The 15,067-nt window shown below is 67.6% G+C and carries 6 protein-coding genes; 3 read left to right on the forward strand and 3 right to left on the reverse strand.

All coding sequences use genetic code 11. The annotated features are described in order from the left end of the window. The first annotated feature begins 27 nt into the window (after nt 1-27). From AVMA1855_RS04510 to AVMA1855_RS04520, 3 genes are all read left to right on the forward strand, one after another. Complete coding sequence (locus AVMA1855_RS04510) at nt 28-696, forward strand: site-2 protease family protein (protein WP_272565547.1); 669 nt, start codon at nt 28-30, stop codon at nt 694-696. 86 nt (nt 697-782) lie between these two features. Next, nucleotides 783-2,087 (forward strand): tryptophan--tRNA ligase, encoded by a 1,305-nt coding sequence (locus AVMA1855_RS04515; protein WP_284424755.1) that lies wholly within the window; start codon nt 783-785, stop codon nt 2,085-2,087. Between the two features lie 38 nt (nt 2,088-2,125). Further along, nucleotides 2,126-2,695: an RNA 2'-phosphotransferase gene (locus AVMA1855_RS04520; RefSeq protein WP_284424756.1), complete on the forward strand. Its 570-nt coding sequence runs from the start codon at nt 2,126-2,128 to the stop codon at nt 2,693-2,695. Here AVMA1855_RS04520 and AVMA1855_RS04525 read toward each other — a convergent pair whose 3' ends face one another. Genes AVMA1855_RS04525 through AVMA1855_RS04535 form a run of 3 tightly spaced genes read right to left on the reverse strand, consistent with a single transcriptional unit; the run spans nt 2,696 to nt 15,062 of the window. Then, a complete protein-coding gene (locus tag AVMA1855_RS04525) occupies nt 2,696-3,580 on the reverse strand; it encodes an SDR family NAD(P)-dependent oxidoreductase (protein WP_284424757.1) in 885 nt (294 codons plus the stop codon). It lies immediately after the preceding gene. Then, nucleotides 3,573-5,003, reverse strand: coding sequence for a flavin-containing monooxygenase (locus AVMA1855_RS04530; RefSeq protein ID WP_284424758.1), 1,431 nt, complete (start codon nt 5,001-5,003; stop codon nt 3,573-3,575). The genes AVMA1855_RS04525 and AVMA1855_RS04530 overlap by 8 nt, the downstream gene beginning before the upstream one ends. Before the next feature lie 57 nt (nt 5,004-5,060). After that, complete coding sequence (locus AVMA1855_RS04535; protein WP_349817087.1) at nt 5,061-15,062, reverse strand: hypothetical protein; 10,002 nt, start codon at nt 15,060-15,062, stop codon at nt 5,061-5,063. Between the last annotated feature and the right edge of the window lie 5 nt (nt 15,063-15,067).

Below are 15,067 nucleotides of genomic sequence, written 5' to 3' on the forward strand. Positions count from 1 at the left end.
CTCGCCGGTGTCTGAGACAATCGCCCGGTGGACTTCTCCAACCTCATCCAAACCGTTCTCATCTACGCACTGCCGGTGCTCTTCGCCATCACGGTGCACGAAGCCGCCCACGGCTACGCCGCGCGCCACTTCGGCGACCAGACCGCGTTCATGATGGGCCGCATCACGCTCAACCCGCTCAAGCACATCGACCCGGTCGGCACCATCCTCATGCCGCTGCTGCTGTACTTCGCCACGTCGGGGGCATTTCTGTTCGGCTATGCCAAGCCGGTGCCGGTGAATTTCGGCAACCTGCGCAATCCCAAGCGCGACATGATCTGGGTCGCGCTGGCGGGGCCGGCCTCCAATTTCTTCCAGGCCATCCTGTGGGCGGTGTTCCTCATCGCGCTGGTCGGCTTCGGCGTGCAGGAGCGCTTTTTCCTGGAGATGGCGCGCGCCGGCATGCTGGTCAACCTCGTCATGTGGGCCTTCAACCTGTTCCCGCTGCCGCCGCTGGACGGCGGGCGCATCCTGGTCGGACTGCTGCCCTGGAAGCAGGCGCAAATGGTGTCGCGCATCGAGCCCTACGGCTTCTTCATCGTGCTGGCCCTGGTCGTGGCCGGCGTGGTGGGTGCGGTCTGGCTGCGCCCGCTCATGTCGCTGGGCTACTCGGCCATCAACCTGCTGCTGACGCCCCTGATGGCGATGCTGCGCTGATCGGCACCCGCATCTGAACGTTGCGGTGCCGACGGGCCCGCGGCTGCGGTTCTCTTGTCCTTTGTTTTTCTGCGGATCCTGCTTTCATGACCACCACGCGCTTTCTCACCGGCATCACCACCACGGGCACGCCGCACCTGGGCAACTTCGTCGGGTCCATCCGCCCCTCCGTCGCGGCCAGCCTGCAGCCCGGCGTGCAGAGCTTTTACTTTCTGGCCGACTACCACGCGCTCATCAAGTGCGAAGACCCGGTGCGCATCCAGCGGTCCACGCTGGAGATCGCGGCCAGCTGGCTCGCCGCTGGGCTGAACCCTGAGCACGTCACCTTCTACCGCCAGTCCGACATTCCGGAAATCCCCGAACTCAACTGGCTGCTGAGCTGCGTGACCGGCAAGGGCGTGCTCAACCGTGCCCATGCCTACAAGGCGTCGCAGGACAAGAACACCGCGGCCGGCCGCGAGGCCGATGACGGCGTGACCGCCGGCCTGTTCATGTACCCCGTGCTCATGGGCGCCGACATTCTGCTGTTCAAGGCCCACAAGGTGCCCGTGGGCCGCGACCAGGTGCAGCACATCGAGATGGCGCGCGACATGGCGGCCAGCTTCAACCACCTGTACGGCGAGCGCTTCGTGCTGCCGGAGGCCGCCATCGACGAGCATGTGGCCACCCTGCCCGGCCTCGATGGCCGCAAGATGAGCAAGAGCTACGACAACACCATCCCGCTGTTCTCCTCGCGCGAACAGCTGCGCAAGCTCATCGGCGGCATCCTCACCGACTCGCGCGCGCCCGGCGAACCCAAGGACACCGAGGGCTCGGCCCTGTTCCAGATCTACCAAGCCTTTGCCACCGAAGCGGAAACCGCCGCGCTGCGCCGGCAATACGCCGAAGGCATCGCCTGGGGCGACGCCAAGCAGGTGCTGTTCGAACGCGTGGACCAGGTCATCGCCCCCATGCGCGCGCGCTACGAAGCGCTGATGGCCGACCCCTCGCAGATCGAAGACACCCTGCTGGCCGGCGCCGAACGCGCACGCGCCATCGCCACGCCGTTCATGCGCGACCTGCGCGGGGCCGTGGGACTGCGCAGCCTGCGCACCGCCGCGGTGGCGGCGCCGGCACAGGCCAAGCCCGCCAAGGCGGCGCTGCCGTCGTTCAAGCAGTACCGCGAGGCGGACGGCAAGTTCTACTTCAAGCTGGTCGCGGCGGATGGCCGGGTGCTGTTGCAAAGCACCGGCTTCGATGCGCCGCGCGATGCGGGGCAGGCCATTGCACGGCTGCAGAAGGAAGCGGGAGCACTGCAGGCGCTGACAGACTGCCTGGTGCCGCAGCAGGGGGTCGAGAACCGCGAAGTGGACGAGGCCCTGCAGGCATTGATCGCCGCAGCGGCAGAGTAACGGGCCGCCAGGCCGGATAAGCAGCCCAAGCGTTTTCCATGAGCACCCAGCCACTCGCCGAAACCAGCAAGTTTCTCAGCTACGTTCTGCGCCATGAACCCCAATCCATCGGGCTGACCCTGGATCGCGAGGGCTGGGCCCCCATCGACACATTGATCGCGGCGGCGGCCCAGCACGGTCGTGCGCTGGACCATGCATTGATCGAGCAGGTCGTCGTGACCAGCGACAAAAAGCGGTTTTCGATTTCGGAAGATGGCTCCAGCATCCGCGCGGTGCAAGGGCACTCCACCCCCACCGTGTCGATCCGCATGGAGGAAAAGACGCCGCCCGCTGTTCTGTACCACGGCACTGCGACCCGGTTTCTGGAGTCGATCCGCCAGCAAGGATTGCTGCCGGGTTCGCGGCACCATGTGCATCTTTCAGAGGATGCGCAGACCGCGACCAGCGTGGGGCAGCGATACGGGCAACCCGTGGTGCTGTCCATCGCAGCGGCCGCCATGCACGGCCAAGGGCACCGGTTCTACCAAGCAGAGAATGGCGTCTGGCTCACGGCGAATGTGCCGGCCGACTTCATTGACTTCTCGCCGGCAAACCGCGGTCAACGCTGATCAGCGGCGGGCATCGGCAACGCATACCCACACGCCCTCCTCCTGGCGCACGAGCCCACGCGCGACCAGCGAATCCAGGTACCGCTGGTGGCCCTGCTCGGCCCTGCGCTGGAACAGGGGCAGCGCCCGCACCAGGCAATTGGGGAGCAACATCGCCAGCCGCACTGTCCAGGACTCGGCAGGCCGCACGAAGCGCTCCAGGCAAGGCTGGTCCAGGCAGCGCATCACCTGCAGCGCCACCTCGTCGGGCATCTGGGGCGGGTCCATGAACTGCAGCTTGTTGCCCCCGTGGATCGCTTCGCGCATCAGCATCGGGGTCTCGGTGGCCGAAGGGTTCACGATGGAAAACCGCACCCCGAGCCGCGCGCCGTCCAGCCCCAGGCACAGCATGGCGCAACGCAGCCCGAACTTGCTTGCGGAATACACGGTGGACTCCGGCAACGGAAACATGCCGCCGAGCGACACGATGCTCACCACCCGGCCGTCACCCGTGCACTGCAGCAACGGCAGCAGGCTGTGGGTGAGCAGCAGCGGCGCCATCAGATTCAACTCCAGCTCGTTGCGGATGGAATCCTGGCCGCGCTGCTCGAACGGGGTCGTGCCCACCATGCCCGCGTTGTTCACCAGCAGGTCCAGCCGGCCCCACCGAGCCTGCACCTGTTGCACCAGAAGCTGCCAGGCCGTCGGGTCGGTCAGATCGGCAACGTGCGCCATGGCCATCGGACCCAGCGCCTGAACGGCCCGGTCCAGCGCCTGCGGGTCGATATCGACCAGCAGGCAGCGCATTCCCCGCTGGATCAGCCGCGCGGCGATCGCCCGCCCCAATCCACCGGCGCCGCCGGCCACCAAGGCGACCCCGCCGGCGAAAGGCTTGCGCTCAGCCATGCGCTACCTCGCCCGGCTGCGGCGCGGCGGCGAGCCCGTTGCGGCCGCTGTGGCGCACGGGGCTGGTCTTGACCCTGAGAGCGTCGTACATGGTCTCGCTGAGTTCTCCCCAGCCCATGCGCCTGCGCAACTTGCGCAGATAGGCCTTGAAGGCATGCGCGTCGATATAGACGGCATGCCGGGGCGACTGAACGAATCGGATACCGCCCGACAAATCGGGCTCGTCCTTGCGGATGGCATCGTCGAACCGTTGTGCGCTCTCCGGTGCCGTCTGCTGCGCCTTCAGATAGCAGGCGATCATGTGCGCCTGCGTGTCGAACAGCTTGTAGGCACTGGAGTTGGTTTCCAGATAGCCGATGCCGAAAAGGTTGCGGTGGCTGCGGTTGAACATCGACAGGTACATCTGCGGCCGCCCTGCCGTCCAGGTGAAGAACTCGGTGGCGTAGGAACAGCTCCACCGGTAGCCAGTCGCGCAGAGCACCAGGTCGATCTCTTCCCGGGAGCCGTCCTTGAACACCACGTGCCCGCCATCCAGCCGTGCGATGTCGGGCTTGATGGCGATGTTTCCGTGCTGCAGGTGGTGCAGCAACTGCGAATTGAGAAGCGGGTGGCTCTCGGAAAGTCGGTGGTCGGGCTTCGGCAGCCCCAGTCGCGTGAGATCGCCCTGAACGAGCCGCAGCAGGCCACTGAAGAGCGGGCGGGCCAGCCACATCGGCAGGTGCGGCCCAGTCTCCGCGATCTGGTCGACGGGCACGCCCATCAGATGCTTGGGGATGAAGTGATAACCGCGGCGCACGCTGATGAAGGCACGCTGGGCATGCGCGGCCGCTTCGCAGGCGATATCGGCGCCCGAATTGCCCGCCCCCACGACCAGCACACGCCGCCCCCGGAACTCGTCCCCGTGCTTGAAGGTCGCCGCATGGCGCACCTCGCCCTGGAAGGCGCCCTCGAAGCTTGGCATGCTGGGGTCCCAGTTCACCCCGGTGGCACAGACCACGGCGCCGTAGAGTCGGTGCGTGCCGTCCGCCAACTCCACCACCCAGCGCGAAGCGCTGTCTTTCCGTATGCGTTGCACGCCGGTGTTGAACTGGATTTTTTCTCGCAGACCGAACGCATCGGCAAAGCTGCGCAGGTAGGCCAGGATCTGCCGGTGCGACGGATAGTCGGGGTAGTCGCGCGGCATGGGATAGCCGATGAAACCCGACAGATCGCGCGATGAAATGAAATGGGTCGACGCATACACGGGCGAGCCGGGGTTCGTCGTATCCCACAGGCCGCCCAGGTCGCTGTGGCGTTCGAACTGGTCATAGTCCAGCCCCTGCATCTTCAGAGCCCGCGCAGCGCTCAGCCCGCCAGGGCCCGCACCGATGACACACACAGCGGCCGAACGGTCGGCCGGCTTCGATTGCGAGAGATTCGTCATGCGCTCAATTCCTTCTTTGGATACCTGGATGGCAGGAGCCACTTTAGGAAGAAGGGGTCAGGGCACGTGGGGCGGATCCGGCCAGGAGGGGGGTCGTATCGGCCATGCCTTCTCGGGGGAATCCCTTGTCAGGGCGCAAGTTGGCTGGAGACTGTCGTGAATGCACGGGATGTGGACTTGTTCGCAGGCGATCGAGTGGTGATGTGTTTCCCCAGACGGTCTCCACCTGTGGCGTTGCCGTTGTAGATGGCGTACAGAGAGGTGCCATCGACCTGCACAATGACGGCGTGTACGTCGTTCTGCCACCAGGAGGTCTGGGTTGCAGTGGAATTCGGGTCGCTGTTGTGGGCTCAGCGTAGATGGACAGGGTAGCAAGCCCGACAGCGCCAAGCCATTGGCCTCCGCAATGCGCCACCACAGCTTGGCATCGCCCAGCACGTTGCGCGCGATGTCTTTGAGCGTCTCCCCGCCCACCACCGTGTAGGCGATCGCGTCCAGGTTCGCCCCTTTGAGTTTGAGCGGCGCCGCGTTCAGCCGGAACTCGGCCGTATCCACATACTTCGGGATGTCTCCTGGGTTCGGCGGGTTCTCGCTGTCCGGCGCGTCGCCGTAGCGGGCCAGGACCTCGCCATTGGCCACCAGCTGGCGCTGCACGTGGCCCGGGTTGACCGAGTCGCCCACCCAGCCGCCCAGGTAGCCGCCGGGCTGGTTCTGCACGCGGCCCGTGTGGCCCGCGCCCTGGTTCACGTACACCGCATTGCCCTGCACGTCGTTCACGAAGGCGCGGTTGAACCGCTCGTCTGCCACACCGGTGGTCTGCTCGATGTTGCTCACGAAGCCGTTGGCATCCCGCCAGGTCCGCGTGGTCGCGCTCGTGCTACCACGCGTGGCGGTCGAGCCGGTCTGCTGGTAGCTGCCGTTCAGATACTGGTAGTCGTACTTCGTGGTGGTGGCGTTGCCCTGGTTGCCATCGCTCACCTGCCGGTTGCCCAGGAGGTTGCCCGCCGCGTCGTACCCTAAGCCCGTCACGCCATCGGCATCGTGGTAGGCCACATCCGTGCGCTGCGTCACCGCCTTGGTGTCGTCGCGCCGCAGCACCATGCGCGTGTCCTGCAGCTTGCCCGTCGCGTCATAGCGGTTGTAGCGGTGCTCTTCGTTCCACAGGTTGTTGGCCTTGACCAGCGACTTGGCATACACCTGCCGCCCCGCGCCGTCGTACAGGATCTGGTCCGTGCGCTCGGCCACGCCATAACCGGTGTAGCTGGCCATCCGGTTCAGGTCGTCGTAGACGTAGTTGTAGGTTTTTTCCAGCTTGCCGTTGGGTGAGCCTTCTATCGGCCCGCCGCTGTAGGTCTGGTCCTGGGTCCGGTTGCCGGCGTAGTCGTAGCGGTACTGGTGCGTGTCCACCGCACCCGTGACCGAGGACACTTCCTGGCTTCGGATCTGCCGGTTCATGGCATCGTAGCCATACCCCGTGGTGCTGGTGTGGATCACCTGCTGGTCTTGCACCACCCCATTCGCCGGCTGCGACTTCGCATCCGGGCGGATGGTGTTGATCACGTGCGTCGTCACCTGCGAGCGGTTGCCCGCCAGATCGTATGTGATGCGCACGTCCGCGCGGCTGTCGAACACCGCCCGCAGCCGGTTCTGCGCGTCGTACACCAGGTGGTTGTCCTGGTACACCACGTTGTCCAGCACCCCGGAGGACAGCAGCGTCTTTTGCGCCATCTTCTCCGACACCCGGTTGCCCGCCAGGTCGTAGCCGTAGTTGGTGCTCTGGCCCAGGTAGTTGTCCCGGATCTCGATGCGCTGGCCTGCACCGTCGTAACGGTAGTCCAGGCTCTTGCCGGCCCCATTACCCTCGTGCGTGAGGTCGCCCGCGCGGTTGTAGGTGTACTGGAAGTCCACCGTGCCGCCACCGGTCTTGCCGTCCGTGCGCCCGATCAGGCGCCCGAAGGTGTTGTAGGTCCAGGACTGGCTCATACCGGCCGCATCCGTCTGGCCCACCTTGTGGCCCAGCGCGTCGTAGCGGTAGCGCATCTGGTAGGCCAGCGGTGCCACCGGGGTGTTGTCGACCCCGGGTTTCTTGAGGGGGTCTGTGACCTTGACCGTCTCCTGCCCGCTCAGCACCACGTTGCCCGCCCGGTCGTAGCGGTAGCGCGTGGCTTCGTTATTGCCGTTGACCACCCGCACCTTGCGCCCCGCTTCGTCGTACTGGTTGGTCTCCAGCACCGTTTGCGTGATCGCGCCGCTGATGTCCACGCCGTTGGAGGCGTGCAGTGCGCCGTCCGCAGGTGTGGCGGTGTTGACCGCCCCGCCCGTGCCATTGACCTCGTAGCGCGAGATGCCCTGCGCCAGCGAGGTCTGCTCCAGACGCGAGAGCTTGTCGTAGCTGTACTTCGTCACCACCGTGCGGCTGTCCGTCACCCGCTCGGCCGAGGACACCTTGTCCCCGAAAGCGTTGTACGCGCTGTCGATCCGCCCGCCATCGGCATGCCGCTCCTGCACCACGTTGCCTGCCAGATCGCGCACCTGCGCGTTCAGGTTGCCGTTGGCATCGCGCAGGCCCACCTGCCGGCCCAGCGCGTCGTAGTAGATCTTCGTGCTCGCCCACGATTGCGCGAAGTTCACGTCCTCGTGCAGCCGGCGCTGCTCCACCACCTGGTTGTTGGCGTCATAGCGCAGCGTGGCCGTGCGCACGAGCTTGCCCGCGCCCAGCCCTTGCGTCTCGTCGATCGCCACCACGTTGCCCCACCGGTCGTATTCCCGTGCGGTCACCGGCCGGGCGCTCAAGCCGCCCTGCACCTGGGTCTGCGCACGCAGTTGCGGCACGTACGCAGGCGTGGTGTCCGCCATGGTCACCTGGCCATTGGCTCCGGTGGAGGGCACGGTGATCGCCACGTCCGTGCGGGCGATGTAGGCTTTCTGATTGCCGTTCGCGGGGTGCTCGATCTCGATGCGGATCTGGTAGGTGGTGCCCCCGTTCAACCCATCGAGCACGAAGCCCTGCAGCGCCGCGCCACCGGCGAACTGCGAGCGCCCATCGCCCTGGCGGAACAGGTAGGGTGCCGGTGTGCCGCCGGGGATGCCGGGCGAGGCCGTGATCTTGACCCGCACGCCCGCCTCCTGCTGCGGCCATTGCAGCACCGCGTGATCGGTCCCGTCGATGACCGCGCGGCCCATGCCCACGCCGCCCACGGTCTGCGTGGCCGCCGTCACGGCCCGCAGCATGAAGGTGGAGGTGATCTCGTATTCGCTGGGGGTGGTCAGGTAGTCCCCCAGGCTGCGTCCGCCCACCGCATTGCCGTTGTACACGGCGTACAGCGCCGTGGTCCCATCCACCGGCACGCTGGAGATGTAGCCGTCGTTCTGGTACGCGTTCTGGTACCAGGTGCCCGGGTTGAAGTGGAAGTTTGGATCGCTCTTGGGCTCCGCGTAGATGGGCAGGTAGCTGCCCACGTCCGCCGGGTTGGCCGTGAGCCGGAACACGGTGTCGCCGCCGTAGATGTACTGGTACAGCCGCTGGTTGGACCCCGTGGGAGAGGTCTGCACGTACCCCAGGATGCCTTCCTTGACCATCGCAGGCGGCGCTCCCGCCGCCGCGTCCCGCGCGATGATGCCGTCGAACTCGGCAATGACGTTGGCATCGGCCGTGGAGATGTGGTGGGCGTTGCCTTGGTACAGAAAGTAATAGCGGTACAGCGGCTTGCGATCCGCCGCCGGGCTGTCCCAGAGATAGCCCACGATGCCCAGATTGGTGACGTTGTTGTTGGCCATCACGATGGGGGGCGTGGTATCGCGCACCGACATCGCCTGCGGGATGGTCACGACGCCCTTGGCCCGCTGGGCGGTGCCACCGAACGCATTGGTCACCACGATCTCGTATTCGTACACGCCCGCGCTCATGTCCAGCGACACGCCCTGCATGCCCACGCCGAAGCCGCTGGTGCGCCCGTCGCCATAGGCGACTACGCCGGTGCCGACCGTGCGCGAAGCCGTCCACACGCTGCTGCCCTGAGGGCGCCAACGGTAGACCACGCCCTGGTTCTGCGCCGGCTGCGGCCACTGCAGCACTGAATAGGTCCTGCCGTCGATGTTGGCCCGGATCACGCCCACGCCCTGCAGCGGCGGCGCGCTGTCGGCGTCGGACACGCCATTGCCCGTGATGGCGAAGGTGCCCGTGCCGACCTCGCGCACCGCATCGCCCTTGGCGTTGGTGACGCGGTACTCGTAGCCGCCGGCGGCCAGCCCGAGGCCGCCCAGGTCGATGCGGTGCGCCGAGCCGAACGTGCGCAGGTTGGAGGCGTTCAGGGTGCTCTGCACCCACTGCGTGGTGCCGGTCCTGCGCGTTTCGATGCGCAGCGTGCTCACCACGTCCTGCGGCAGGCTCACCTCGATGCTCTGGCTGGGTATCTGGCCGTAGAGCATGGTCACCTGCCCCACGGGGGTGCTCTTGGTGCCGCCGAAGACCGGATCCGTCTGCGACTGCGTCTGCTCCTTGCGGCCCAGCATGAGCGCGCTGCGCTCGCTCAGCGAGGTGGTGTACAGCCCGTCGGTCCACTCGCTGTCCACGCCGCTCGTGCGGTTGTGCTGCAGGGCGTAAAGCTTGGTCATTCCCTGCTGCGCCATCGCTCCCGCATCGTTGCCGGGAGCGGCGACGTAGCCATCGATGCCCCGGCTCTCCCAGCCGCTGCCCAGCAGCCGGTTGCGCTCGGCGACGTTGGAGGTATAGACCGAGATGTCGGTGCCAGCCTTGCCCAGGCGGTACAGCTCCACCAGGCCCGGCCCGGGGTTTTGCGCAACGTACCCGGCAATGCCTTCGTCCAGCCAGCCCGTGCGCTGGTTCAGCAGCGCCTCCCGGTCCGCCGGATTGGCGCTGAACAGGTGGGTGTCGTTGTAGCGGTTGTAGTAGCGGTAGATGGGCTTGCGGCCCTCGCCCGCTTCGTTCCAGATGTAGCCCGGGCTCGCGCTTTCCGTCCAGTTGAGCTCGACCGCGCTCGCGGTGGGCTGCTGCACGTCGTACAGCGTGGCCCAGTTGCCGAAGATGTCGAGTTTTTCGACCTGGATCTTCTGGATGGATGCGATGCCCCGGGCGATGCCGGCCTCTTGCGACAGGGGCGATTCCCACTGGAACGCGTAGCCGGTCATCGCCTCTTCGGCGCTCACCACCATGCTGCGGGTGACGGATTTCTGCGCCTGCGGATCGGGGCTTTCCTGGTTGCCGTATTTGTAGCCCTCGGACAGGTATTGCAGCGTGATGCGCACGTCCCCGCTGCCCAGGTCCTGCAGCGAGCGCCACACGAGGTTCACCTGGTTCTTGCGGCTTTGCCCCACCACGCCGTTGGCGACCTCGCTCTGGGAGATGACCCCGTACAGCAGGTTCTGGCGCGTGGTGATGGCCATGGTCTGCTCGCTCGCGCGCTCGGGCGCGAGGGTCTGCACCAGGCGGCCCAGCACGTCGTAGCGCATTTCGGTGCGCCGGAACTGCTCGCCCACTTCGGCCTGCCCGCCCAGCGCCTCCATGGCCGTGCGGTAGCCGGCCAGATCGATGCTGCCGGAGGCCACCAGCTGCAGGGTCTGCTGGCCTTGCAGGTTGTAGGCGAGCACTTTGGCGACGCCGTCGCCGGCATTGCTGCGCCAGGCGCGGCCGGCGTTGTCGTATTCGTAGGTTTCATCGCCCTGCAGCGCCACCCCGGCGTCCAGGACGCGCTTGCGCGTGACTTCGCCGAACGCGTTGTAGGTGAGTTCGGTGTCGCCCAGGCTCAGCTGGGTGGGGTCGGTGTTGCGTTGCAGCGGGGCGTAGGTGTGGGTCTGCCGCCCCAGCGCGTCGTAGGCGTACGCGCGCCACAGGCTTTGCATCTGCCGCGTGCCCGCGTCGTCCAGGTAGGTGACGTTCTGCCACTCCTTGGCCAGCCGGCCCTGGGCGTCGTAGGCGTAGTAATGGCTCTTGTTGTCAGCATCGATGGTTTCGATGGTGTGGCCTTGCGCATCAAAGCGCGTGATGCTGGTGCGGTCTGCTCCCCCTGCGGCGCTGCGGCTGTAGCTGGCGCCATCGCCCGAGAGGGTGGCTCCGCTTGCGTACTGCGTGGTGGTCACTGCATTGCCATGCGCATCGCGCTGGAATTCGGTGAGCGGGTTGACGGGGGCCGCGCCCTGGCCGTTGGCGGCCACGCCGACGTTGATGGCCGGGGTGATGGTGGCGCGCACGCGGCCCAGCACGTCGTAGTACTGGTAGGTGGTGCCGCCCATGGCGTCGGTGGTGCGCGTGAGGTTGCCCAGCGCGTCGTAGGCGTATTGCGTGACGAGATCGCCCGTTTTTTCCTGGAGCACGTCGCCGATGCTGCCCGCCCCCGCGTTGGCGGCGGTGTAGGCCACGCCGCGGCGGGTCTCGGTGGTCTTGCGGTTGAGCAGGTCGTAGCCGTAGTCGGTCACGCGGTCGCCGCCAGCGGTGTTGGGAACGCTAGCAGCGGTGCTCTGGGGGCTGGCGAACTCCACGCGGCGCGTGAGGTTGCCGGCCGCATCGTACGCCTGGGTGGTGACGTAGCCCAGCGCATCGGTGGTGCTCACGCGGCGGCCCAGCAGGTCGTAGCCGTGCCGGGTGCTGACCCAGCGCGAGGCGTCCAGGTTGACGGCGACGGAGGTCAGGTCCCCGAAGGCGTCGTAGCCGTTTCGGGTGGTCTTGCGGCCCGCGGTCTGCACGCCGGTCTGGCTGTCGTAGTAGAAGACGTAGGGTTCCTGCACTTCCTGCACGCGGCCCGCGCGGTCGTAGCCGGTGAGGATGTCCCGGTCGGCGCTGCCGGGCTGCACGGCCTGGCGCACTTCGATCTCGCGCAGCAGCGGCACGCCGCCGGCAGGCAGCGCAAGGCCTTTGTCGTAGCGCACCAGGCGCTCGGTCTCGCCCCAGGCATTGCGGGTGTAGCCGGTGACGTAGCCCAGCGCATCGACGTCGTAGGCCACCTGGCCTGCGCGGTCGTAGGCTTTGTAGCTCCACGCGGTGCTGCCCGCGGCCCGCCCGGCCACGGCGTTGCCCAGGGTGTCGTAGCGGGTCTCGCTGCTGATCTCGGCGACCACGGTGTCGATGCGGCTGCCGGCGGCGTTCCTGCCGTTGTCCAGCAAGGCGCTGGCGCTTTCCGCCTGGTACACCGGCACGGGCGGGAAGATGGTCTTGATCTGGCGGCCCAGGGCGTCGTATTCGTAGCGCGTGGTGCGCGCCTCCGGCCGGCCAGCCGCTTCGGTGCGCTGGGTGAGGTGGCCCAGGGCGTCGTAGGCCATGCGCGTGACCACGCGCGCGGGTCCGTCGGCCAGGACGACTTCGGGCGAGGTTTCCTGCACGAGCAGCCCGGCCGCGTCGTAGGCATAGCTCCAGGTGCTGCCGGCCTTGTTGGTGAAGGACGTCTTGTGGCCCAGGCCGTCGTAGGTGGTGGTGCTTTCGGGCTGTTGCGGCGCATCGGAGCTGGCGATGAGGTTGCCGGCCGCGTCGTAGCGCATGTGTTCGATGCGGTCGGCGGCTGTGCGCACCGGCTGCGGCGTGAGCGCCAGGTCGATCTCCGCGCGCCCGAGGCTGTGGAAGTGCTCGCCGGTGCCGTTGACGTTGATCTGGTACAGCGCGGCGTTGCCCTGCCCGGGCGCGACGTCGATGTAGCCCATGATGCCGTCATCGATCCAGCCCGATTGCTGCTTGGCGTTGGCACGCAGCTCTTCGCTGGCGGTGTAGTAGTGGTTGGTGCTGCCGTCTCCGGGCGGGCGCAGGCGATACAGCGGCACCTTGCCGGGGGCCGGGGCGCTGTCCAGGTAGCCAACGTTGCCTTCGCTTTGCCAGCCGTTTTGCAGCGCCCGGTCGCGCTCGGCGGCATCGGTGGTGTAGAAGTGGTCGCTGCTGCCGCTCACCCGGCTCAGGCGGTACAGGGGTTTTCTGCCAGGGCCGTCCGCGGTCTGGGTGTAGCCGGTGATGCCTTCGTCCAGCCAGTGGTCCGCGTTCTGCACGGCCATGTAGACGGTGCGCTCCGTGAGGCGGCCCACGCCGTCGTAGGCGTAGCCCTGCAGTTGCCCCAGCGCGTCGCGCGCGAAGGCCAGTCGGCCGGCCGCGTCGTAGTAGTTGCGCGTGACCCGGTCCTGGGCCGGGCTGGCGGTGAGGTAGCCGGCGACGGTGCTGCCGGCCAGCACGCCCTGCTGCGCCAGCGCGGCATCGAGCGCCGCCAGTTGGGTCGCCGTGAGCGCCACCGCGCCTTGCCGGGACCACACGACCTGACCGATGCCGTTGTAGCGGCGCTCGGTGACGGCGCCTTCGCCGTCGATGGAGACGGTCTCGCGGTTGGCGCGGTCGTACAGGTGGCGCACGGTGCGGTCGGCATCGCCCGCCACGGCGGTGGGCGCCGCGAGCAGCGCGCCGCCGGCCACCTGGTTGGTGTAGGCGCTGGCGCGCGCGGCGTACCGGGTCTCGCGCGTGAGGTTGCCGGCCGCGTCGTAGCCGTAGGTGGTGACGGCGCCGCTGGCATCGACCTGGCTGGTGAGCCGGTTGGCCGCGTCGTAGACCTTGCGCGTGAAGCGGTCCGACAGGCTGGTCTGGGGCACGTTGACGAGGATGCCATCGACTTCGCTGCGCGAGGTGGTGTAGCGGTTTTCGTTGGTGCCCTGGCGGTTCAGCCGGTACAGCGCGGTGGTGCCCGCCACGGGCGCGGTGCGGATGTACCCCACGATGCCACTGCCCTGCACGCTCCAGCCGGGCAGGGTCTTGACGAAGTCCAGGTTGGCGCTGTCGGTGGTGTAGTAGTAGCTGCCGTCGGTGTGGCGCGCCAGGTAGAGCGCGGTGTTGCCGGCAGTGGCCGCGTCGTCCACGTAGCCCAGCAGCGCGGTGCGGATTTCGTTGCCCTGGGCGTCCAGGGGGTACAGGGCGTGCTGGCCCGGCTGGGCCGCGCTGCCCAGGAACCCGATGGTGCCTTCGTCGCGCCACTGGAAGGCGCCGGCCGGGGTGGCGTACTGGGTGGCCTGCAGGAGGTTGCCGTTCTTGTCGTACAGGTACTGGGTGACTCCGCCCACGCCGTCGGCGCTGAAGGTGACGCGGTTGGCCGCGTCGTAGCGGTAGCGCACGTGCTGGTCGCGCGCCGCATCGAAGATCTGCACCAGGCGCAGTTCCATCTCCGATTCGCTCGGGCCGGCCGACAGGGGCTTGGCGGCCAGGTCCAGGCGGTTGGCGTAGCTGATGCGCTGCGTGACGTTGCCGCTCGCGTCGTAGCGCTGGGAGACGACCGCGCCGGTGGCATCGATGGTGTAGCGCGCGTGCCCGATCGCGTCGTAGACGGTGCGGGTGACGGCATCGGCCGCGCTGGGCACGGGCTGCGGGTCGCTGCCCGGGCTCCAGGCGCCCATATCCAGGCGATTGGCATAGGCGGTGCGCTGGGTCACCAGGCCGTTGGCGTCATAGACGAGGCGCACCACGTCGCCCGCACCGTTGACGGTGGCGGTGACCCGGTTGTCCGCGTCGTAGATGCGGTGCTCGGTCTGGTCCTGCGCGGCATTGGGGCGCTTGAGGCCCTCCAGCTGCGACTCTCCCACGTCCAGCGCCAGGCTTTCTGCTCCGGCAACCGGCTGCGCGTAGCGGGTCTGGCGCACCACCCGCCCCGCCGCGTCGTACACGGTCTCCGACAGGTTGCCCGCCGCATCCATCACGAAGCGCTGCCGCCCTTGCCTGTCGTAGGCATAGCGCGTGACGTGGCCCTGCGCGTCGGTCACGCTCGTGACCTGGCCCGTGGCGTTGTAGGCGTAGCGCTTGGCGAGGTTCAGGCCCGCGTGCGTGGCCGTGGACGGGTCCAGGACTTCCAGCACCCTGCGGCCCAGCACGTCGTACTGGTATGCGGTGACGGTGCCGTTGGGGTCGGTCACGCTCAGCCGACCGCCCATGGCATCGTAGGTATACGTGGTGACGAGGTTCAGGCCGGCCGGGTCCACCGCCTGGCGCACGAGCTGGCCCTTGGCGTCGTAGCTGAACTGGGTGGTCACGCCCTGGGCGTCGGTCACGCTCAGGGCATTGCCCAGCGCGTCGTAGGTGTAGGTGGTGACCAGGTTCA

Source organism: Acidovorax sp. SUPP1855, assembly GCF_030158955.1.
Classification (GTDB): domain Bacteria; phylum Pseudomonadota; class Gammaproteobacteria; order Burkholderiales; family Burkholderiaceae_C; genus Paracidovorax.